Origin of the sequence: Paenibacillus sp. P32E (assembly GCF_001909085.1) — a bacterium.
In the GTDB taxonomy this organism is placed as follows: Bacteria; Bacillota; Bacilli; order Paenibacillales; family Paenibacillaceae; genus Paenibacillus_AQ; species Paenibacillus_AQ helianthi.
This window is the reverse complement of record NZ_LVYY01000046.1, coordinates 131,141-151,125: the sequence shown is the minus strand read 5'-3', so window position 1 is coordinate 151,125 and position 19,985 is coordinate 131,141. Positions and strand designations below refer to the sequence as shown.

General features: G+C 49.6%; 24 protein-coding genes. All 24 read right to left on the bottom strand.

All coding sequences use genetic code 11. The annotated features are described in order from the left end of the window. Nucleotides 1–50 precede the first annotated feature (50 nt). Entirely contained in the window at nucleotides 51–1,604 is a 1,554-nt protein-coding gene (trpE, locus tag A3848_RS25305; RefSeq protein ID WP_074087623.1) for an anthranilate synthase component I, read from the bottom strand. Nucleotides 1,605–1,960: 356 nt separating this feature from the next. After that, nucleotides 1,961–2,320, bottom strand: coding sequence for a chorismate mutase (gene aroH, locus A3848_RS25300; protein WP_074087622.1), 360 nt, complete (start codon nucleotides 2,318–2,320; stop codon nucleotides 1,961–1,963). After that, nucleotides 2,314–3,420: a 3-dehydroquinate synthase gene (gene aroB, locus A3848_RS25295; RefSeq protein ID WP_371916101.1), complete on the bottom strand. Its 1,107-nt coding sequence runs from the start codon at nucleotides 3,418–3,420 to the stop codon at nucleotides 2,314–2,316. The genes aroH and aroB overlap by 7 nt, the downstream gene beginning before the upstream one ends. Next, a complete protein-coding gene (gene aroC / locus A3848_RS25290; RefSeq protein ID WP_074087621.1) occupies nucleotides 3,420–4,589 on the bottom strand; it encodes a chorismate synthase in 1,170 nt (389 codons plus the stop codon). Before aroC ends, aroB begins: the two co-directional genes overlap by 1 nt. A gap of 197 nt (nucleotides 4,590–4,786) precedes the next feature. Then, complete coding sequence (locus tag A3848_RS32485) at nucleotides 4,787–4,948, bottom strand: hypothetical protein (RefSeq protein ID WP_167374672.1); 162 nt, start codon at nucleotides 4,946–4,948, stop codon at nucleotides 4,787–4,789. Nucleotides 4,949–5,065: 117 nt separating this feature from the next. Next, the gene (locus A3848_RS25285) at nucleotides 5,066–5,869 is read right to left on the bottom strand and encodes a CheR family methyltransferase (RefSeq protein WP_074087620.1); all 804 of its coding nucleotides are present in this window, start codon (nucleotides 5,867–5,869) and stop codon (nucleotides 5,066–5,068) included. Nucleotides 5,870–5,895: 26 nt separating this feature from the next. Beyond that, nucleotides 5,896–6,339, bottom strand: coding sequence for a nucleoside-diphosphate kinase (gene ndk, locus A3848_RS25280; RefSeq protein ID WP_074087619.1), 444 nt, complete (start codon nucleotides 6,337–6,339; stop codon nucleotides 5,896–5,898). A gap of 105 nt (nucleotides 6,340–6,444) precedes the next feature. Then, the gene (locus tag A3848_RS25275) at nucleotides 6,445–7,413 is read right to left on the bottom strand and encodes a polyprenyl synthetase family protein (RefSeq protein ID WP_074087618.1); all 969 of its coding nucleotides are present in this window, start codon (nucleotides 7,411–7,413) and stop codon (nucleotides 6,445–6,447) included. Continuing rightward, nucleotides 7,410–8,270: a menaquinone biosynthetic enzyme MqnA/MqnD family protein gene (locus A3848_RS25270; protein WP_074087617.1), complete on the bottom strand. Its 861-nt coding sequence runs from the start codon at nucleotides 8,268–8,270 to the stop codon at nucleotides 7,410–7,412. Before A3848_RS25270 ends, A3848_RS25275 begins: the two co-directional genes overlap by 4 nt. Then, nucleotides 8,267–8,875 (bottom strand): UbiX family flavin prenyltransferase, encoded by a 609-nt coding sequence (locus A3848_RS25265; protein WP_074087616.1) that lies wholly within the window; start codon nucleotides 8,873–8,875, stop codon nucleotides 8,267–8,269. Before A3848_RS25265 ends, A3848_RS25270 begins: the two co-directional genes overlap by 4 nt. Further along, nucleotides 8,872–9,747: a UbiA-like polyprenyltransferase gene (locus A3848_RS25260; RefSeq protein WP_074087615.1), complete on the bottom strand. Its 876-nt coding sequence runs from the start codon at nucleotides 9,745–9,747 to the stop codon at nucleotides 8,872–8,874. The genes A3848_RS25265 and A3848_RS25260 overlap by 4 nt, the downstream gene beginning before the upstream one ends. Beyond that, the gene (locus A3848_RS25255; RefSeq protein ID WP_074087614.1) at nucleotides 9,740–10,492 is read right to left on the bottom strand and encodes a demethylmenaquinone methyltransferase; all 753 of its coding nucleotides are present in this window, start codon (nucleotides 10,490–10,492) and stop codon (nucleotides 9,740–9,742) included. Before A3848_RS25255 ends, A3848_RS25260 begins: the two co-directional genes overlap by 8 nt. A 3-nt stretch (nucleotides 10,493–10,495) precedes the next feature. Beyond that, complete coding sequence (locus tag A3848_RS25250) at nucleotides 10,496–11,365, bottom strand: heptaprenyl diphosphate synthase component 1 (protein WP_074087613.1); 870 nt, start codon at nucleotides 11,363–11,365, stop codon at nucleotides 10,496–10,498. Nucleotides 11,366–11,477: 112 nt separating this feature from the next. Continuing rightward, nucleotides 11,478–12,017, bottom strand: coding sequence for a hypothetical protein (locus A3848_RS25245; RefSeq protein ID WP_074087612.1), 540 nt, complete (start codon nucleotides 12,015–12,017; stop codon nucleotides 11,478–11,480). 110 nt (nucleotides 12,018–12,127) lie between these two features. Continuing rightward, nucleotides 12,128–12,376, bottom strand: coding sequence for a trp RNA-binding attenuation protein MtrB (gene mtrB, locus A3848_RS25240; RefSeq protein ID WP_025709321.1), 249 nt, complete (start codon nucleotides 12,374–12,376; stop codon nucleotides 12,128–12,130). 114 nt (nucleotides 12,377–12,490) lie between these two features. Next, nucleotides 12,491–12,763, bottom strand: coding sequence for an HU family DNA-binding protein (locus tag A3848_RS25235; protein ID WP_019909963.1), 273 nt, complete (start codon nucleotides 12,761–12,763; stop codon nucleotides 12,491–12,493). Nucleotides 12,764–13,141: 378 nt separating this feature from the next. Beyond that, nucleotides 13,142–14,620 carry a stage IV sporulation protein A gene (spoIVA, locus tag A3848_RS25230; RefSeq protein ID WP_074087611.1) on the bottom strand — a complete coding sequence of 493 codons (1,479 nt, stop codon included), beginning with the start codon at nucleotides 14,618–14,620 and terminating at the stop codon, nucleotides 13,142–13,144. Between the two features lie 378 nt (nucleotides 14,621–14,998). After that, the gene (locus tag A3848_RS25225) at nucleotides 14,999–15,691 is read right to left on the bottom strand and encodes a DUF3939 domain-containing protein (RefSeq protein ID WP_256702550.1); all 693 of its coding nucleotides are present in this window, start codon (nucleotides 15,689–15,691) and stop codon (nucleotides 14,999–15,001) included. 104 nt (nucleotides 15,692–15,795) lie between these two features. Beyond that, entirely contained in the window at nucleotides 15,796–16,164 is a 369-nt protein-coding gene (locus tag A3848_RS25220; RefSeq protein ID WP_074087609.1) for a 2Fe-2S iron-sulfur cluster-binding protein, read from the bottom strand. Between the two features lie 89 nt (nucleotides 16,165–16,253). Beyond that, nucleotides 16,254–16,433, bottom strand: a complete 180-nt coding sequence (locus A3848_RS25215) for a DUF2768 family protein (RefSeq protein ID WP_074087608.1) — start codon at nucleotides 16,431–16,433, stop codon at nucleotides 16,254–16,256. A 196-nt stretch (nucleotides 16,434–16,629) separates the two neighbouring features. Next, nucleotides 16,630–16,905, bottom strand: a complete 276-nt coding sequence (locus A3848_RS25210) for a stage VI sporulation protein F (protein ID WP_074087607.1) — start codon at nucleotides 16,903–16,905, stop codon at nucleotides 16,630–16,632. 68 nt (nucleotides 16,906–16,973) lie between these two features. After that, nucleotides 16,974–18,014: an NAD(P)H-dependent glycerol-3-phosphate dehydrogenase gene (locus tag A3848_RS25205; RefSeq protein ID WP_074087606.1), complete on the bottom strand. Its 1,041-nt coding sequence runs from the start codon at nucleotides 18,012–18,014 to the stop codon at nucleotides 16,974–16,976. Beyond that, on the bottom strand, nucleotides 18,007–18,624 hold the full coding sequence (plsY, locus tag A3848_RS25200; RefSeq protein WP_074087605.1) for a glycerol-3-phosphate 1-O-acyltransferase PlsY: 618 nt from the start codon (nucleotides 18,622–18,624) through the stop codon (nucleotides 18,007–18,009). Before plsY ends, A3848_RS25205 begins: the two co-directional genes overlap by 8 nt. 11 nt (nucleotides 18,625–18,635) lie before the next feature. After that, nucleotides 18,636–19,961, bottom strand: a complete 1,326-nt coding sequence (gene der / locus A3848_RS25195) for a ribosome biogenesis GTPase Der (protein WP_074087604.1) — start codon at nucleotides 19,959–19,961, stop codon at nucleotides 18,636–18,638. Between the last annotated feature and the right edge of the window lie 24 nt (nucleotides 19,962–19,985).

Sequence of the window (19,985 nt, the reverse complement as noted above, 5' to 3'; positions counted from 1 at the left end):
TATCTCCTCCTCATCATTATCCTTTAGATTCTATATTGGGTCATCCCTGATTAAGGGGTATATTCATACATGTAATCCTGGTTGATAACCTGCTTTTCTTTGATCTCTGACGGGAACATCGCCTCGGCCATCCGAATGGCCTTCAGCATCCCTTTAGCTTTGTTGACCGTCTCTTCATATTCCTTCTCCGGTACAGAATCCCAGACAATTCCCGCCCCAGCCTGAACATAAGCACGTCCTTTACGGAAAATAATGGTACGGATTGTGATACAGGAGTCCATGTTTCCGGAAAATCCAAGATACCCTATAGCTCCGGCGTATGCACCTCTTGCTTCCTGTTCCAGCTCTGCGATAATTTCCATCGCCCGCAGCTTCGGCGCACCGGAAACCGTGCCTGCCGGCAGACATGAGAGGAAAGCATCGAAGAAATTCTTACCCTCGTCAAGCGTGCCTGACACATTGGAGACCATATGCATCACATGCGAGTATTTCTCTATTTCCATGAAGGAATCGCATTTCACCGTACCAAATTTTGAAACCCTCCCGAGGTCATTACGGCCGAGATCCACCAGCATCAGGTGTTCCGCCCGTTCCTTCTCATCCTCAAGCAGTTCAGCGGTCAGGGCCCGGTCCTGTGCTTCATTCTCCCCGCGGGGCCGCGTTCCGGCAATCGGACGGGTCTCTACACGGTTTCCATCGACTTTGACCAAGGCCTCGGGTGAAGTGCCCACGATAATTTCCTCATCCATTTTCAGATAATACATATAAGGCGAAGGGTTGAGCGTACGCAGCATCCGGTAGACATGCAGGGGTGATACTTCAGTTTCAATATGCAGCCGCTGGGACAGCACTACCTGAAAAATATCCCCGGCCCGGATGTATTCCTTCGCCTGTTCCACATTGCTGATATATTGTTCTTTGGTAAGATTAGAATGAATCTCACCAAGTTCGATGTCGTGGGGAATGCTGCGCCGGTTAACGTTCTCTTTGGGACCTTCCTTCTGCAGCTCTTCAGCCATATCCTCTAAGCGGCGGCTCAGCTCCTCATATCCGGCTCGGATATCGGAGTCTGTATCGCCATCCTTGATGTGCAGGTTTCCCACCAGCAGAATTTGCTGCTTCACATGATCGAACACAATAATACGGTCGCAGAACATGAACCGGATATCATCCATGTTCAAATCGTCCACTGCATGGGACGACAGCTTTTCATAATACTGCAGCAAATCATATCCGAAGAATCCAATAGCACCGCCGGTAAAAGGAGGCATCCCTTCCAGCTTGGGACTGCGGTAGGAGCGAAGCAGTGCTTTCAGTTCTTCAACAGGTTTGCCGAGCACCTGTCTCTTCTCTCCGCCGACCTCAACATGGATCACGCCCTTTTTACCGGAAATCATCAGGAAGGGCTCACTGCCGATAAAAGAATACCGCGCCCACTGGATCCCGCCCTCTACACTTTCCAGCAAAAATGCCCGGTCCTGCTCGGCAAAACGCGAGAATAACCGGATGGGTGTCTCCATATCGGCGAGCAGCCTTTTCACTACAGGAATCAAATTATATTCCCGCGACAGAGACAGCACTTCTTCTACTTTTGGATGGGTCACTTGGGATACCTCCTTGGGATGTTGGTTTATATTGTCCGAAATACAGAAAAACCTCTACCGAAGTAGAGGTTTGTGTAAGTAAGTATATGAAAAAGCGCAAAGGACCGGCATAAAACCATCTGAATGGTTGCACTACTCTCATTAATGAATACAACTATAGTGCAAAATTAGCACCAAAGGGTACCCCAAAAAGAGATCTGCAAACAACGGTATGCCTGTACTCAACTAAAATCCTGCACTCTGCTCAACTATACTCATCTCATCTAAACTAAACTCTGCTTCACTCGGCTAACTACACTATACATGATGACTTTGGTCTATGGCAACCCCGTACAGATAATTTGTTACTTCTTCTGTTAGAGATCCGGACGGAGCCTCTGGGCTTCATTTAGATAGACATGGCGGATATCCCGTTGTGACTTGTCCGTGTTCACCTGTACCATCAACCGGATGCACATAGGCAGGCCGCCTTTGACGGGTATTTCCACGGAGCACATCAAAGGCACCAGATCCCAGCCTTCAATTTCACGAATAGCACGTGCCGGAAAGGTAGCATCCAGATCACCGGTGACAGTAATCCATACACTACAGATATCTTCCGCAATGACATCATTACGCTCTACAATTTCGCGCAGCAGTACAACCGTTTCACGCAAAATCTCATTTTCCTCATTATTGGATACGGTCGTTGCACCGCGAATGCCCCGGTTCACCATGGGCTTCCCTCCTCCTTAAGCTGCGAGATAACCTCACGGACGGCACTTTGCTGCACATCATTTACGATACTGACAACGCCGATTGAATCCGGTACGATAAAAGTCATCTTGCCTTCCTTGAATTTCTTATCATGCATCATTGCTTCCATTAATTCATCCTCGCTGTACTCCGCAGGTAGCCTTACAGGCAGCCCCAGTGCGGACAACATCGAAATAGTATCCTCATAAATGGCTTGATCCCGGCCTAGCTTGGCAGCTAAAAGCGCAGATCCGGCCATTCCGATAGCGATGGCTTCACCGTGGAGAAATACTCCATATCCACCTACCGCTTCTATAGCGTGCCCGATCGTATGTCCTAGATTCAGAATCGCTCTTTGCCCATGCTCGCGCTCGTCATTACCAACAACTTCAGCCTTGATTGCACACCCTCGTTCCAGAGCGTAACCCAGCGCATCTGCATTTAGAGCGAGGAGCGCAGAAGCATGCTCACGGCACCAGTAAGCAAACTCACGGTCCAGAATCAGACCATGCTTCACCACTTCGGCTAAACCGGAAGAGACTTGGCGCGGCGGTAGTGTACTCAGGGTATCCAGATCATAGACTACCATCGTGGGCTGATAAAAAGCTCCGATCATGTTTTTCGCCAGGGGATGGTTAACCGCTACCTTCCCACCCACACTGCTGTCGTGAGCCAGAATGGTAGTAGGAATCTGAACGAACCCTATTCCCCGCATGTAGGATGCGGCGACAAAGCCCGCCAAATCCCCAACTACGCCGCCACCCAGTGCAAGTACCGCCGAACTGCGGTCCAGACCGGCCTGAATTGCCGTAGTAATAACATCTTCATACACAGCCAGGGATTTGGACGCTTCACCAGCTTCAATAACGTGGCTAACTACAGAATATCCCTGTTCCCGCAGGGCGGCCTCCACCACCGGAAGGTAACGTGGAGCCACTTCACTGTCACTGACAACGAGCAGTGGACTTCGGAGCGGGAATCCAGCCTGAACACATTGCCGCCCGATGTCCCGAAGGAGTCCGCTGCCAATATGGATCGGATAGGAACGTTCACCTAAGTCTACCGTAATACTGCGCACCATCAGTAGCTCTCCAGTTGCGCCTGGTAGCTATTATAATTGGCTCTGATTTCCTCGATGGAATCGCCGCCAAACTTATCCAGAAATGCCTTGGCGATTTCCCAGGCAACCACATTCTCAAGAACTACACAAGCAGCTGGTACAGCACAAGCATCGGAACGTTCCACCTGGGCAGTGAATGGCTCTTTGGTATCAATATCTACACTCTGCAGCGGCTTATACAGCGTCGGAATGGGCTTCATGACTCCGCGGACCACAACCGGCATACCGTTAGTCATTCCGCCTTCAAAGCCGCCCAGACGATTGCTTGCCCGGTAGTATCCCCGGGAAGCTTCATACATGATCTCATCATGAACCTGGGAGCCCCGCAGCTTGCCTGCTTCAAAGCCAATGCCGATTTCAACACCTTTGAAGGCATTGATGGACATTACTGCTCCCGCTATGGCACTATCCAGCTTACGGTCATTGTGCACATAGCTGCCCAGACCGACAGGTAGGCCCTCGACGATACATTCCACAATACCGCCAATGGAGTCGCCTTCCTCCTTGATCTTGTCTATGTAAGCTTCCATCTTCTGCTCAGTCTCTTTATCCACCACTCTCACAGAAGAAGCTTCAGTCTGCTCAATCAACTCATCAATAGGCAGATCATTGGCAGGCGCCTCAATCTCACCGATACGGATGACCTGTCCTGCGATCTTTACTCCGAACGCTGCGAGCAGCTGACGGGCCACTGCCCCAACAGCTACTCTTGCTGCCGTTTCGCGGGCACTGGAGCGCTCCAGAACATTACGCAGGTCAGTCAGGTTATACTTCAATCCGCCGTTCAGGTCCGCATGTCCAGGACGAGGACGGTTGACGCGTCGCTTCTCTTCATCGCTGCCAGGGATAGGTTCGATATTCATAATATTCTTCCAGTGAGTCCAATCCTTATTCTCAACCACCAGAGCCACCGGGGCACCTGTTGTATTACCATGGCGCACACCGCCGACGATTTCTGCAGTATCCTTCTCAATCTGCATCCGGCGTCCACGCCCGTACCCTTTTTGCCGCCGCTGCAGTTGAAAATTGAGCTCTTCAAAATTAAGTGTCAAATTGCTGGGCAGTCCTTCAATAATGGCTGTTAGCTGGGGGCCGTGCGTTTCCCCCGCTGTTAAATAGCGTAAACTCATGCTGCGTTCCCCCTTCACACTTTTAAACTGTAAACCGCTAAAATGTTAAATGTCTTTGCTCATTATAGTATAGGGAATCCGCTTTGACAAGAAAGGGATACGTCCGGCATACCCTCTGTCAGCACGAAAAAGAACAGCGCCGTCCCCACTCTTGCGAGTAAAGACGACGCTGTATTCTAACCTGACCGGCCCCTGTATCAGCTGCCGATTTTGCGGACGGACGGCATACATGCTGACTTGCCCTCTTCGAGCATGAGCAGACTTTGCAGCTGCCGCTCTTCGACACCAAGAATTTGCCCGCATTCACGGACGGTCAGGAAGCCGCGTCTGTAGGCATCAATGACCTTGCTTTTATCCATTGGAATGAACGACCTTTCGTATGGCGCACGTAATCATTTCTACTATCCAGTATCACTGAAACCATGCGAAAGTATACGTATTCATAATGAAAGCCTAACCTGGCCGTTACAGCGGGTTTATTTCTTGCGGTAAAAGAACGTCTCCGTCGACTCGAATCCGTATTGTGCCGGTGTGAAAATCTGTTCTGTACTGCCCACGAATAAATATCCGCCCGGGCGCAGGCTTGCCGAGAACTTGTGGTACAGCTTGTTTTTGGCCTCTTCCGTAAAATAAATCATAACATTGCGGCAGATAATCAAATCGAAGCCTTCATCAAACTTGTCCAGCAGCAGGTTCTGCTTGCGGAAGTCTATATTTTTTTTGAGACCTTCACTGACCTTGAACACAGGCCCTTCCGGTGTGAAATAGCGGCCGGCGACATCCTTCGGCACATCCTTCAGCGAACGCTCCAGATAAATGCCCTGCTTTGCTTTGGCCAGCGCACCGTCATCAATGTCCGTCGCCAGAATTCCAGTCTGGGCCAGAATATTTTTATCCGATAGGATCATGGCCAATGTGTAAGGCTCTTCACCAGTTGAGCAAGCGGCACTCCATAGTTTCAGTCTGCGGCCCGAACGCTGCAGCTCAGGCAGAATGGTATCCCGCAGAACCTCCCAGCGGTTAGGATTGCGCCAGAATTCCGAGACATTGATGGTCATACGGTCCAGAAATTCATAGAACAGTGCTTTATCCTTCATCATTGCTGCAAAGAAATCACTAAAAGACGGATAGCCATTCTTCGTACGCAACGTGGTCAGACGACGTTTCATCTGCGCTTCCTTGTACTGGGCCAGATCAATACCGGTGCTCTGCTTGACATTATGAATAAAACCAGAGTAATCCCGGTCTTCTGCAGTTGATGTTTCTTCTCGTTCAGCCATTCATTTCCCCTGCCTCCCGCCTGAAACTACATCCAGGCTGCGATGTCTTTAGTATAATCTGCCAGCTCAGCCGGAGCAAAGAAGTTGGCAATTTCACGCTTTGCGCTTTCCGGTGAATCCGAACCATGAATCAGGTTCAGAGGGGTATGACTGGCAAAATCCCCACGGATCGTACCCGGCAGAGCTTCCCCAACCTTGGTTTTACCGATCATGATACGGGATAACGCTACTACATCATCGCCTTCCCATACCATGGCGAATACAGGCCCAGAGGTGATAAAACGTACCAATTCAGGAAAAAAGTCTTTCCCTTCATGTTCTGCATAATGCTTCTTCGCCTGCTCTTCCGTAACGGAAATCAGCTTGCCGGCAACCAGCTTAAATCCCTTATCCTCCAGTCGGGCCACAATTCGCCCGATCAGTCCGCGTTGTACTCCATCCGGCTTAATCATCAGATACGTTTGCTCCATAGAGTCACTCTCCATTTTCTGTTATTCCGAAAAAAAATTAGCTGTTTTTTTGATAGTATCAGAAAGCACGCCATCTGTGAACGCTTAATATTTTTAGCATTTCAATTAGTAAGCTCTGCCTGTCACAAAAAAAGCGATATCCTTCAGGTTGCGCTTTGTTCTGTTGCTTGGAAGTTGATCCAGCGCCACAAGAGCCTTGGAAATGTAGCGGGATGCCAGCTCTTCCGCTCTGGATATGCCTTCGCCTGACAGAATCAGATCTATGGCGCGTCCGACACCGCTATGTCCTTCACGGATAGATGCCAGTTCTGTAAGCAGTGCACCGCGAATCCGATGGTCCTCCAGGCTGTATATCACCGGCAGGGTGATATTGCCCTGCCGCATATCACTGCCCGGCGGTTTGCCAATTTGCTTTTCCGTCCCGGAAAGATCGAGCAGATCGTCACGGATCTGGAACGCCATACCAACGTTATATCCGTAATCGTAGAGCAGTTTAGCCGTATCCGGCTCGGCATCGGCGGCTAAAGCCCCCAGCTGGCAGCTGATGGCAATCAGCAGGGCAGTCTTGCGGCGGATGCGCCGGAGATAATGGCGTACACTCTGCTCGCTGTTGAAGAAGTCACGGATCTGCTCCATCTCTCCGATAGACATTTCCACCATCGCTCTGGAGAGGATTTGGTGTATTCTCGGATTACTCAACTCTGAGGTCATCACTAGCGCTTTCGCATAAATGTAGTCCCCGGTGTACATGGCAATTTTGTCGCCCCATTTTGCTTTGACTGTCAGTTCCCCGCGCCGCAGCTCTGCATCATCAATCACATCATCATGTACGAGCGAAGCGCTGTGGATCAGCTCCAGAGGAATGGCAACCCGTTTCAGCTTCTCCAGATCATATTGTCCGAATTTGCCGCCCATCAGCACAAAGACAGGGCGCAGCCTTTTGCCGCCTGCCTTCAACAGATGCAGGGATGTCTCTGCCAGCAGTTCATCGTCGCCCTGCACGCTGCGGTAGAGTTCCTTTTCAATCTGATCCATATCTTTGTTCAGCAGTCCAAACATTTGAATTCGTTTCATTCTTTCACCCGTGTCAGCAGATTATGGCTCCAAATCTCCATCTTCACTTCCCGCGGCAATAAGCCCAGCTCATAGGCGTAACGGAAATAGAGACTCAGACCCTCCTGTTGCCTTTCCCCAAAGTCATAACTCAAATTACGGAAGTAACCGTCCCAAAAGGCTGCTGTCCCCCCGATAGCTGTGCATGCCTCACGGATAATGGGTGCGAGGTTCCGCTGGCCGAGTGTCTTACTCTCCACAAAGGCTTCGGCTATTTCAGCAATCGCCTTAGGCCTCGTTTCGGCTGCCTCCCGGTTAACAGCCCAGACGGCAAAGGTCATGCCCAGTCCGGTCCATTCCTTCCACAGCTCTCCAAGATCCGTAACGATATAGCCCTGATCCTGCCAAGAAGCCCTGATTGCATTGTCGCCAATGAGCAGGCTGGCATCAGCCTGTGCCATCATCTTGTCCAGATCAGGGACAGCACTAATATATTCCGGCTTGCCGCCCATCGCTTTCTGCAGCAGGATTTTTAGCAAATTGACCGATGTAGCGGAGGTGTTAGTAACGGCAATTGTTCCCGAAGCAATCTGCGCAATCGGCACCCGTGAGAACAGCAGGATGGATTTTACTGGACCATCAGAACTTACAGACAGATCCGGCAGCAGCAGCAGACGTTCGCTTGCGGCTGCATATGCGAAGGATGAGAGTGCTCCTACTTGGATGTTTCCGCTGGCCATACCCTGATTAAGAATGGCTGGTACCTCACTCACCATCTCTGCGGGGAAGCTTAACCTCGATGGGTGAAAATTATGAAATACCGGCCATGAGTTCGTATAGCTGATTTTACCGATAACGGTAGGTTTCGGATGACTCATCCTTCATCCCCCCATCTGCGAAATAATGAATGCTCAATGTTCAAGCTGTCGAGCACCTTGCCCACCATAAAGTTAATCAGATCCTCTATGGTTGTGGGGCCATAATAAAATGCGGGCATCGCTGGAATCATTTTCACCCCAAGGCGGGACAGCTTCAGCATATTTTCCAGATGTATCGCATGCAGAGGTGTTTCCCGGGGTACAAGTACAAGTGGACGCCCTTCCTTCAGCATGACATCTGCAGCCCGGGTCATCAAATTATCAGAACTGCCCTGAGCTACAGCAGACAGTGTTCCCATGGAACAAGGCATAATAATCATGGCTTCGGTTCGGAAGGAGCCACTGGCAATAGAAGCGCCGATATCGGCAATCGGGTGATAATGCAGAGAACCGGGACAGTCTCCGAACTGTTCGTTCAGAAACCCTTCCCGGTCTGAGGCGGCAAAGCCGAGCTCTTCCTTAAATACACGCCACCCGGCGTTGCTTACCACCAAATGGACCGAGTGCCCCAGCGAAAGCAGGACCTTGGTCAACTGGACGCCATAAATTCCACCGCTCGCTCCCGTAATGCCCACGACAAAGTTTTTCGCTTTAAGCTCATTCATTTGTAAAACTGCACCACCAAGTCAATCAGAGTAAATGAAAATACTACGATGCTCAGTACACCATTCATGGTGAAGAATGCCGTCTGCAACCGGCTAAGGTCGCTCGGAGACACAATAAGATGCTCATAAAATAGAATAATGTAGGCAATAAGCATCCCTGCTACATACCACCAGCTTAAGTCGGTAATGAACAGCAGCGACACAAAACCAGCACCCGTAAGAATATGAAACACCTTCGCAATGGTCAGTGCTCTGGGTACGCCGAAACGGACAGGAATAGAGTACAGTCCTTCGTTCTTATCAAATTCAACATCCTGACAGGAGTAAATGATATCAAATCCAGCGGTCCAGAATACAATCGTGAAATAGAATACCATGGAAGTCCAATCCACTGTACCGGTAACGGCAACCCAGCCCCCAAGAGGAGCCAGAGCGATCGTCAGGCCTAGAATCAGATGGCATGCCCAGGTGAAACGCTTGGTGAACGAATAAAAAACAAGAAGGAATACGGCGATAGGCAGCAGCTTGGCCGACAAAGGATTCAGCTTGAATGCGGCCCAGAACAGCAAAAAGAATGAGAACGCAATAAACAGGGTCACCTCGCCAACCTTGAGCAGCCCGGCAGGAATGGCTCTTCCGGCTGTACGGGGATTTTTGGCGTCACTAATCCGGTCAATTAACCGGTTCAGTCCCATAGCTGCACTGCGTGCGCCGAACATTGCAATAACAATCCAGCCGATTTGCCCCCAGGAAGGCAAGACCCCGAACATCACTACCGAACCAAGCAACGCGCCCATGAAGGCGAAGGGTAAAGCAAATACGGTATGTTCAAATTTAATCATTTGTAAAAAAATGCCGATTTTCTTAAGCATTACAATTCTCCTTGAGCCCAATATGTAGTGCAGCGATGCCTCCGGTCAAGGGGAAGGATTCCACTTTTTGCAGTCCGGTTTCACGGAAAATCACTTCTAGTTGTTTTCTGTCCGGGAACAAGGCGAGTGATTCAGGAAGCCATTTGTATTGTTCATATCTCTTCGCAAAGAGTTTGCCAAGGAGTGGAAGAACACGCTGGAAATAAAAATAATAGATGCCTTTGAACGGCTGCTTCATCGGTTTGGACAATTCCAGACATACTACCATGCCTCCCGGTTTTACCACACGTTTCATTTCGTTCAAGACCTGAACCGGATCTGGAACATTGCGGAGTCCAAAGCCTATCGTTGCATAGTCAAACGAGTTATCGCCGAAAGGAAGCTCCATGGCATTGCCCTGTACCAGTGAAATCTGGTTCTGAAGATGACGCGCTTCCACTTTACGCCGGCCCACTTCCAGCATCCCTGCACTAAAATCAAGCCCCATAACAGAACCGTTCCCGCTGGCTTCTGCGAGCGCGATGCTCCAGTCACAGGTGCCGCAGCACAGATCAACTGCAGAGTCTCCGGGCTTCATCCCCATCTTACGCATGGTGAACTTACGCCAAGCCTTGTGCCTGCGGAAGCTCAATATATCATTCATCAAATCATATTTACCAGCAATGCTCTCAAAGACGGAATGCACAAACTGTTCCTTGGGTTTGGTGCCTTGATCACTGAGTGTGGTCGTTTTCTCTATTGTCATTCCCTAACCCTCCACGGCAGCTTGACCGGAAATTTTCATATGCAGAAGAAGGCGGTCAAGCGCAGCACTGAGTTCGCTGAACAGGCTTTCGTCCTTGACACCCTGCAGCAACCCCTGAATGGACTGGACCGACCCATGCAGCTTGTCCGTCAGCAACGAGTCACATTTGTATTTCATCTTGAGCTTTTTCCAATCCTTAAGGTCTATATCTTTCTCGAGCAGCCGCCGCCGTTCATCTTCTGCAGCAGACTCCAATACCTTCAAGTAGCAATAGCCATCCACAGCATTTTCCGTATCATCCCCACGGCGTAACTCCAGCAGGACGGTCTCATATTGGCTAAACTCGGCAAGCAGTCTCTCCCACAACTCTTTAAACGGTTCCTCAATCATCGGTGTAAAAGAAAGAAACAGCCTCATATTGAGCTGTACCGTGTGTCGCAAATATTGTTCCGCGGAAAGGATCATGGATTTCATCTTGCTGTACAGATTGGCCTTCATCACGTTAACATCCGCAACGGCCGTACTTAAAATACCCACCATTTCAATCTGCTCACGCTTGGCCAGCAGATGATAAAACCAGCTGCTGAAGTAATCACCGGCCAGTACCTTAAGCTGCCTGGATCGCATGAGGTCTCTGTCAGGCTCCTCCTGTGTACGATCAATCGACTCATGGGTATCCAGCCCCAGCTGAACCAGTCCGGTTACGAGCGTGAACAGTTCTACGCCCTTCAGATCGGCAGGTGAACCGTGACTTAAAAAAATATATAACAAATGACCACGCCCGTCTGAAAACGGCGGCAAATCCGTATGCCGCTGAATCATGTCGTAGTCTGTGTAAGGTTTAGCCAGTTGCGGTATGCGGTACGGTTTCATTTCAGCCTCCGGAGCCATTGACGTTATGACAATCTTTGTTCACAATCTTGTCTATTATATCACATGTTTTTTGGTCACGCACTGTGGGCCCGTCTAGTTTATTTTACCCAGATCAGGGATAAATGAACTGCCTCTTCCATAGCTCACTCTCGCTGATACGCAGCCCGCTCTTAAGGGATTCCGGCAGTGGACGGCCTGCGGCTGTCTGGAGAGCTTCCTGCAGTCCGGGTGACCATTCGTTGCGCCGGATATCTCCAGCGAGCAGTAGACGACGGCTCTCAAGCCATTTGTCCTCGGCAACAATCCGAAGCAGCAACTGATCCACATTTACTGTCTCCTGAAAGGCAAAAGAAATGGCCAAGGCCATATTCTGATAAATTTCCTGCGGTTCAGATTCATTGCCAGTCACCTTCAGATCCAGAGAGAGAACTCTTCCCTTCCAACCCACACGGTCAATGGAGAGGGTAAGAGGAAGCTCCCCAAGTAAATCTACAAGGTTATTGCTCCCCAGAACCGTGCCCTCTTCGCCGAAGACCTCCACTGCTCCGTATTTATGCTGTAAGGAAGGCTCAAGCGAGGCCAGCTGCGGAAGAAGAAGCACGGTAGCCGCAGATATGATCAATGCTGTTCCAATTAGCCAGCTCCTGTTCATGACAAGCCCCCTTATCATTCATAGTTGCCGCCTCCTGGAACGAATATTCGGGAATTGAGACATGGCTATCTTTAGTTATATTTTGAAAAAAAGCAGGCTATGCCTGCTTTTCAGCTTTCACTTTCCAATTGTCCGTGTTTGCTCCATATTTCGGCTTTGCCGCGGATTTTCATAGCTGAGGTATGATCCGTGAATTGGGCAATGAGCACTTCGCCCTTGTCCAGCTTTTCTGTATGATGAAACCGTGTATCCAATCCTCGGGTAAGCCCAATAACCTGTACACCGTTCTCTTTGGCTTTGATTACAATGTAGTCGCTGCCTGCCGGGGCGGGATTTACGCCATTATTCTTTTCGGTCATGTAGAACCCTCCTAAAAGTTTTTGTGAGCATATACCCTTTCAACAACAAATGCCGCCTTGGAGGGCGGCATCGTTATTACTCAGAAAGACTATGGGATAGATATGTAGAAATCTCTATTTGATTCCGTCTTTAAGAGCTTTACCCGGTTTAAATGCCGGCACCTTGCTCGAAGGAATTTCGATTTCTTCACCAGTCTGCGGGTTACGGCCTTTACGTGCGGAACGTTCGCGCACTTCAAAGTTTCCGAATCCAACCAGCTGTACTTTATCTCCGCTTTGCAGAGCTCCTGTGATCGCTTCAAAAACGGCATCTACCGCTTTAGTAGCATCTTTCTTGGGAAGTTCAGTTGCTTCTGTAACTACGTTGATCAAATCTGATTTGTTCATGTCTTCTCACCTCCCTGGGCAAATTTCCGGTATCATACACTGTTTCCGTTTCAACGCAAAATATACGTGATAATCCCGTTATGACTAGATATCGGCGCTACTCTTCCTAGAAGCGCAACAAACTTATAGTAATACAGCCCACTAAGAATTTCAAGGCGTTAGTCAAAAAAGGAGAAGAAAGTAGCATATTTGTTCTCTAAATGCTTAATTCTCTTAATTATTTCAAGTAGAAACGGCTACGCTATCCTTAAAAGGATGGTATCCGTTTCAGGGAGAAAGATAAGGATTATTTATTGCGCGAAGCTATAGATTCTTATCTTTGCACAAAAAACAGAGCAGGATTTCTCCCGCTCTGTTCACTTTGAGCCCAATGATTTTTTACAGAATGATCGCAATCAGTCCACCAGAGCCTTCATTGATGATCCGGCCCAGTGTTTCCTGCAGCTTATAGCGGGCGTTATCCGGCATCATAGCGATTTTCCCTTGAATGCCTTCACGCACGATGGAGTGCAGCGACCGGCCAAAAATATCGGATTCCCATATCTTAATCGGATCGTTCTCGAAATCCTGCATCAGATAGCGCACCAGCTCTTCACTCTGCTTCTCTGTACCGATAATCGGCGAGAATTCAGATTCAACATCCACCCGAATCATATGAATGGATGGGGCTGTTGCCTTCAGCCGGACTCCGAAGCGCGAGCCTTGGCGAATCAGTTCTGGCTCATCCAGCGCCATTTCGGCGAGTGATGGAGCAGCGATCCCATAGCCTGTGGTTTTTACCATTTCCAGCGCTTCCGAGAAGCGGTCATATTCACGTTTGGCATGTGAGAAATCCTGCATCAGCTGCAGAAGGTGGTCTTTCCCGCGGATTTCAACACCTACAATCTCCATCAGAACCTGGTCATAGAGTTCCTCAGGCGCATACAAGTCGATCTCCGCCACACCCTGACCCATATTCATGCCGCTGAGTCCGGCCCTGTCAATGAAGTCATATTCCGTGAACTGTGCCACCAGCCGGTCAACATCACGCAACCGGCGGATATCCTTCACCGTATCACGGACAGAATTCTCGTAACTGGTGCGCAGCCAGTGGTTCTCGCCAAGTACCATTACCCAGCTTGGAAGATTCACATTCACCTCGTGAACCGGGAATTCATAAAGGACTTCACGCAGGACGCCTGTTACATCATCTTCCGTCATATTCGCTGCACTGAGCGTCATGACCGGAATATCATATTTGGCGGCCAGCTCACTGCGGAGCTGCTGCGCTTCATCACTGCGCGGCCGGGTCGAGTTGATCACCAGTACAAACGGCTTGCCAACCTCTTTCAGCTCAGCGATTACACGCTCTTCGGAATCCACATAGGAGTGACGCGGAATTTCAGCTATGGTACCATCTGTAGTCACCACTACACCCAGTGTGGAATGCTCCTGAATGACCTTGCGGGTGCCAATTTCCGCTGCTTCCTGAAAAGGAATCGGCTCCTCAAACCAAGGAGTGGAAATCATCCGAGGACCGTTTTCATCCTCATAGCCTTTAGCACCTTCAACCGCATACCCTACACAATCTACCAGCCGGACATTGACCTCCAGCCCTTCCGCCACCTTGATCTGCACCGCATTGTTCGGCACAAATTTCGGCTCTGTTGTCATGATTGTTTTCCCTGCCGCGCTTTGCGGAAGCTCATCCACCGCTCTAACCCGATCCGCCTCATTCGTAATGTTTGGCAAGACGATCGTTTCCATAAAGCGTTTGATGAATGTTGATTTCCCTGTGCGAACCGCACCGACGACGCCAAGATAAATGTCTCCGCCGGTACGCTCGGCAATGTCCTTGAAAATATCCACTTTTTCCAAAAGAGATCCCCTCCTCATATTACTCCGAAGAAAAAATGCCTGAAGAGCATCGACTTCGCGTTCCGCCGGCTTTTCTGACCTTTGCAGGACACCCACCGGACTGACATTGTCCGCCATGGAGCCTAGCTGCTGACTTAAGGGCGGAACCTGCATTGCCCCACGCTTAACTCCGAATGCTCGGACATGCATTTGGACTAGTATCATCATATGTATCCAGAACGGATTTATGACCCGCTACCCGCGCAATTTAAATCGGAATTTCGTAAAAATCAGCCACTGCGCCTGCAGAGCGTCATGACGCCCGGAAGCCTTCTCAGCTAGCATATGAGGGAAAGTAGAGGGATAGAACTCTTTTTGGAAGAGAGCCTGTTAGTGTCTTTAGAGTAACGGAGACTGGGGGACTGGCTGACCGCCCACCCAGAAATAAGGCAAGGATTTGACAGGTACATAATAAGAAGCCTGCTCCAGTAGAAGACGAAGGTCCGTATTATCTTTAGGAGAAGTGGAATTTTGGTGTATCACCGACTGAATATCAACACCGTAATCTACATATACAGTGCCGTTCTTATCCATGAAAAATGGCAGCGGCTGGCCGGAATAGATGCTGCTCAGCGTGATCAAATCCGTGCCCGCCTGCCGGGCATCAATCGCGAACAAACCCGGATAGATCTCCTCCCCTGCCGGGAGGCTTCCTCCATGAGCAGACTTATACCGGTTGATAAGGCGCTGGACATCATTCACCTTTTGAACAGTAACCAAGTCCATCATTTTTACCTCTGGATCGCTCTCTTCATTCAATATAAGAAAGTAGGCGCTGCCACCCTTCTCAAAGGCTGCTGCCGGAATTTCATCCAGATATCCCGTTTGCTGCAGCTTCTCCAGATCAATCAAAAATTTCTCATATCTCGGTGTGGCCTCATCTGCATTAAGTATGGGCAGTAATCCTTCTTTTTGCTGGTAATCATTCACTGCTGCCTGCACCCGCATTACGCTTCCGCGGTAGCTGCTTCCCGCCTTCTCCTTCTCAGGATACATACAGCCAGCAAGCGAGCATACCCAAAGAATGGACACCGCCCATAGAACTCCTCTTATGTTGGATCTATACTTCTTGTCCCGCCTTATGCAGCTCTCCATGCCCGTATCCCTCCGTTTCTTACGGTTGTCGTAAAAGAGTGCTACCAGAGTTCATCTTCTTCCCCGCGACGGGCAGCTTCAAGCTTGCGCCTTACAGCTGCTTTGAGCGGGTCCTCGGGAGTATATACGCTCAAATCATTCCATACCGCCGCTTGACAGGCCAGACGAATACCCTCGTCCAGCAGACCGCCCAGTTTTCGCTGCTCGGCATCACCGGGAGGCCTTAGCCCAGATGTATATTCTTCGGTAACCTTAACTTTACACATCAGACAGCCGGCCTTTCCACCGCAACGGGTAGTAATGGAGACCCCTGCTTTACGTGATGCCTCCAGCAGAGAAGTTCCATGCGTGACAACAGCTGTTCGGCCTTCCGGCTGAAACGTGACAGTCCATCCCTTTTGCCGTTTCATGATGCAGCTTCCTTCCTTCACATGATGTTATGTTAATGAATCCACCTGAAAATCCTGACAGTCGCGCAGCTTCAACTGAATGTAAATGCTTACATAATCGAAGCAGCTCCACCCAGCAAGCCTATAATCATAATGACAAAAGCGATTACAGACAAAATACCCCTTAAAAACCCTTTGGTCTTACTGCGGGCAAAGGTAATCAGAAACACGGACAATCCCATGATCAGGATTGCGATAAGGGACAACCACATTTTCGTCATCGGGTCCATATCCAGCGCTCCCCCATTCGGCTAATTTGGATTGCGAATATTATAGCATGAAACTCTACCCATTTCTGCAAGAAGAAATGGCTGGAAATGACAACCTGGCTATGAGATATCCTTATTATTTCAACCGAAATAAGAGCAGAGATTCACGGAATTTGGAGGATTCCGGAACTTCTGCTCTTTGGTTTGAAGCGCCAACCTATTTTTTCATCATCATTTTCATTAAAGACTCCATTGTGCCTGAATTCGCGCCGCCTTTTTTGACAGCATTGATAATATCCTGCACAGTAGCTTCACTAACTGGTACCTTGGCCATTGCTGACACCTGTTTGATCAACTGGCGGAGCTGGGCTTCATTCTGCGTTGTTCCCGGCTTGACCGTACTGGCCAGCTTCTTCACGGCGCCTTCCGTAATGTTCTTTCCCGCTTTTTTGTTAATAGCGTTCAAAGCATCCTTGGAAAAATCTCTGCTCATTCTTCATCCCTCCTCCGTCAATCCCCATTTACAACATATGAGAATTTCCGGCAAAAGGTGAACGTTCCTCAGGAATGCCATTGCTCCCAAGTTTCCTGGGATATAGCTTCCATTTCTGTCTTGCGGTCTCTGCCCATTAAGGCTTCTACCGCCTTACGTGGGGATCTGCCTTTGAACAACACATGGTAAATCTGATCCGTAATTGGCATTTGCACTTTAAGCTTAAGCGAAATCGCAAAGGCTGCTTCCGTGGTACGAATACCTTCGACCACCATACCCATGGATTCTAGCACCTCCGCAAGAGGTTTACCCTGACCCAACATTGAGCCCGCCCGCCAGTTGCGGCTGTGCTTGCTCGTAGCTGTTACAACCAGGTCGCCGAGCCCTGCCAGGCCGGAGAACGTAAGGGGATTTGCACCAAGCTCAACGCCAACACGGGAGATTTCAGCCAGTCCACGGGTAAGCAGCGCGGCCTTGGCATTGTCTCCGAAGCCCAGACCGTCAGACAAGCCTGCACCTAGTGCAATAATATTCTTCAACGCTCCGGCCAACTCAACGCCAACCTGGTCCCGGTTCGTATATACCCGGAAATCATTATTGATGAAAAGCTCCTGAGCAGCGGCTGCGCGACCTTCATCTGGCGAAGCCACAACGACTGTGGTCGGACATAGACGGACAACCTCTTCCGCGTGACTAGGACCTGAGAGAACCACAATCTCACCTTCATTACAGCCAAGCTCCTCAGAGATTACTGTAGACATCCGTTTCATCGTTTCTGTCTCGAAGCCTTTGGTGGCATGAATACAGAGCATTTCTTTCTTCCAGAAGGGTTTCAGCGCATGTGTAACCTGACGCATCCCAGAGGAAGGCGCAACAATAACTACCGCCCTGGAATCCTTAACGGCAGTTTCCATATCCGTAGTGGCAATAATATTCACAGGCAGCGTAATTTCGGGAAGATAATGCTGGTTTGTATGTGAATGATTGATCTCGTCAGCTTGTTCAGGTTTCCGTGTCCACAGATAAACTTCCGAGTGGTTAGCCGCCAGCACAGATGCCAGCGCAGTTCCCCAACTGCCCGCGACCAGCACGGTTACTTTATCAGACAACCCGGTTCCCCTCCTTGACTTTTGAACCAATTTTATTCTCCCGCCCCTGGCTGATCTTCACGATATTACTCCGGTGCCGCCAAAAAGCGAAGAGGGCAATAATAAGACTTCCCCATAATTCAGGTGCCGTAAAATCGGTAAAAATTAAAATCACCGGGGTCAGCGCCACGAACAGAAGAGATCCCAGAGATACATATTTGGTAATCACAATTGCCACAATGGCAACTATACCGGCGATCAGCGCAGGCCAAAAACAAAGCGTAGCCATGACGCCTATGGTAGTCGCAATTCCTTTTCCTCCACGAAAATGAAAGTATAGGGGCCAGTTGTGTCCAATAATGGCTGCGATCCCGCAGGCAACAGCGACCCATGTCCCCCAGCCACCGGCCCAGGTTCCAAGCCAGACTGCCGCAATTCCTTTCAATACGTCCAGTACCAGAACAAGAATCGCCGGCCCTTTCCCCATCACCCGCAATGTATTGGTAGCACCGGCATTTCCACTGCCATATTGCCGGATATCCACACCCTTGAGCAGGCGGACCAAAAGCACACTGAAGCTGACAGAGCCAAGCAAATAACTTACTACGATAACCAGAAGTTCAAACGCCACTGTTTTCTCCCCTAACCTTCGTTCTCGGATTTGCGCCGTGTAAAGAGTCGGATTGGTGTGCCCTCGAAATTGAACGCTGCGCGGATCTTGTTCTCCAGATACCGTTCATAGGAGAAGTGCATCAGCGAAGGATCATTTACAAACACCACTATTGTCGGCGGCTTCACAGCTACCTGGGTTACATAGTTGATGCGCAGGCGACGACCTTTATCCGTTGGCGGAGGATTGATGGCGACCGCATCAGACACCACATCGTTGACAAGATGCGTAGTAATCCGCAGCGCATGCTGTTGAGCCACGTGCTGAACCACCGGAAGCAGCTTCTGGAGACGCTGTTTCGTGAGTGCAGATAAAAAGACAACAGGCGCATAGCTCATAAACAGGAAGTGATCGCGGATGTTGGTCTCAAAGTTCTGCATCGTCTTGTCGTCCTTCTCGACGGCATCCCATTTGTTAACCACAAAAATCGAAGCCTTACCTGCATCATGGGCATAACCTGCAATATGCTTGTCCTGGTCGATGATGCCTTCCTCACCGTTGATGACTACAAGCACAACATCAGCTCTCTCAATCGCACGCATAGCCCGCATCACACTGTATTTCTCAGTTGTTTCATAGACCTTGCCGCGTTTGCGCATCCCCGCAGTATCAATCAGCACATATCTCTGCCCATCGCGTTCGAACGGTGTATCAATGGCATCCCTAGTCGTACCGGCAACGTCGCTGACAATTACACGTTCTTCGCCCAAAATGGCATTTACGAGAGAAGATTTGCCTACATTCGGACGACCGATGAGAGCTACACGAATAACATCCTCATCATATTCCTCTTCGGTCAGCTCTGGCAGACGCTCGGTTACCGCATCGAGCAGATCCCCGATACCTGTACCATGGCTGCCTGAGATCCCGATGGGATCGCCAATTCCAAGGCTGTAAAATTCATAAATATCCTCTGTACGCTTCATGTTGTCAACTTTATTAATAGCTAAGACAATCGGCTTTCCGGAACGGAAGAGAATTTGTGCTACCTCTTCATCCGAATTGGTTAGACCGGTTTTTGCCTCGCACATAAAGACGATGACATCTGCTTCTTCAATGGCCAGTTCCGCTTGAACGCGGATGGACTTCAGAATAGCATCCTCACCGTCAATTTCAATTCCTCCGGTATCAATGACACTGAAGGATTTGCCGTTCCAATCGGAAACGCCATATATCCGGTCACGTGTGATCCCCGGTTTATCTTCTACAATGGCCAGTCTATCGCCAATCAGCCTGTTAAAAATCGTCGATTTACCGACGTTAGGCCTCCCAACAATGGCCACAACGGGTCTTGCCATATTCATTCCTCCTGTCATCCTTAC

What these genes read in the sequence shown, in the direction of transcription:
- aroH (WP_074087622.1), bottom strand. Translation starts at nt 2,320, where the DNA reads ATGGTGAACCGGGGCATTCGCGGTGCAACGACCGTATCCAATAATGAG.
- aroB (WP_371916101.1), bottom strand. Translation starts at nt 3,420, where the DNA reads ATGGTGCGCAGTATTACGGTAGACTTAGGTGAACGTTCCTATCCGATC.
- aroC (WP_074087621.1), bottom strand. Translation starts at nt 4,589, where the DNA reads ATGAGTTTACGCTATTTAACAGCGGGGGAAACGCACGGCCCCCAGCTA.
- A3848_RS32485 (WP_167374672.1), bottom strand. Translation starts at nt 4,948, where the DNA reads ATGGATAAAAGCAAGGTCATTGATGCCTACAGACGCGGCTTCCTGACC.
- A3848_RS25285 (WP_074087620.1), bottom strand. Translation starts at nt 5,869, where the DNA reads ATGGCTGAACGAGAAGAAACATCAACTGCAGAAGACCGGGATTACTCT.
- ndk (WP_074087619.1), bottom strand. Translation starts at nt 6,339, where the DNA reads ATGGAGCAAACGTATCTGATGATTAAGCCGGATGGAGTACAACGCGGA.
- A3848_RS25275 (WP_074087618.1), bottom strand. Translation starts at nt 7,413, where the DNA reads ATGAAACGAATTCAAATGTTTGGACTGCTGAACAAAGATATGGATCAG.
- A3848_RS25270 (WP_074087617.1), bottom strand. Translation starts at nt 8,270, where the DNA reads ATGAGTCATCCGAAACCTACCGTTATCGGTAAAATCAGCTATACGAAC.
- A3848_RS25265 (WP_074087616.1), bottom strand. Translation starts at nt 8,875, where the DNA reads ATGAATGAGCTTAAAGCGAAAAACTTTGTCGTGGGCATTACGGGAGCG.
- A3848_RS25260 (WP_074087615.1), bottom strand. Translation starts at nt 9,747, where the DNA reads ATGCTTAAGAAAATCGGCATTTTTTTACAAATGATTAAATTTGAACAT.
- A3848_RS25255 (WP_074087614.1), bottom strand. Translation starts at nt 10,492, where the DNA reads ATGACAATAGAGAAAACGACCACACTCAGTGATCAAGGCACCAAACCC.
- A3848_RS25250 (WP_074087613.1), bottom strand. Translation starts at nt 11,365, where the DNA reads ATGAAACCGTACCGCATACCGCAACTGGCTAAACCTTACACAGACTAC.
- A3848_RS25245 (WP_074087612.1), bottom strand. Translation starts at nt 12,017, where the DNA reads ATGAACAGGAGCTGGCTAATTGGAACAGCATTGATCATATCTGCGGCT.
- mtrB (WP_025709321.1), bottom strand. Translation starts at nt 12,376, where the DNA reads ATGACCGAAAAGAATAATGGCGTAAATCCCGCCCCGGCAGGCAGCGAC.
- A3848_RS25235 (WP_019909963.1), bottom strand. Translation starts at nt 12,763, where the DNA reads ATGAACAAATCAGATTTGATCAACGTAGTTACAGAAGCAACTGAACTT.
- A3848_RS25220 (WP_074087609.1), bottom strand. Translation starts at nt 16,164, where the DNA reads ATGAAACGGCAAAAGGGATGGACTGTCACGTTTCAGCCGGAAGGCCGA.
- A3848_RS25215 (WP_074087608.1), bottom strand. Translation starts at nt 16,433, where the DNA reads ATGGACCCGATGACGAAAATGTGGTTGTCCCTTATCGCAATCCTGATC.
- A3848_RS25210 (WP_074087607.1), bottom strand. Translation starts at nt 16,905, where the DNA reads ATGAGCAGAGATTTTTCCAAGGATGCTTTGAACGCTATTAACAAAAAA.
- der (WP_074087604.1), bottom strand. Translation starts at nt 19,961, where the DNA reads ATGGCAAGACCCGTTGTGGCCATTGTTGGGAGGCCTAACGTCGGTAAA.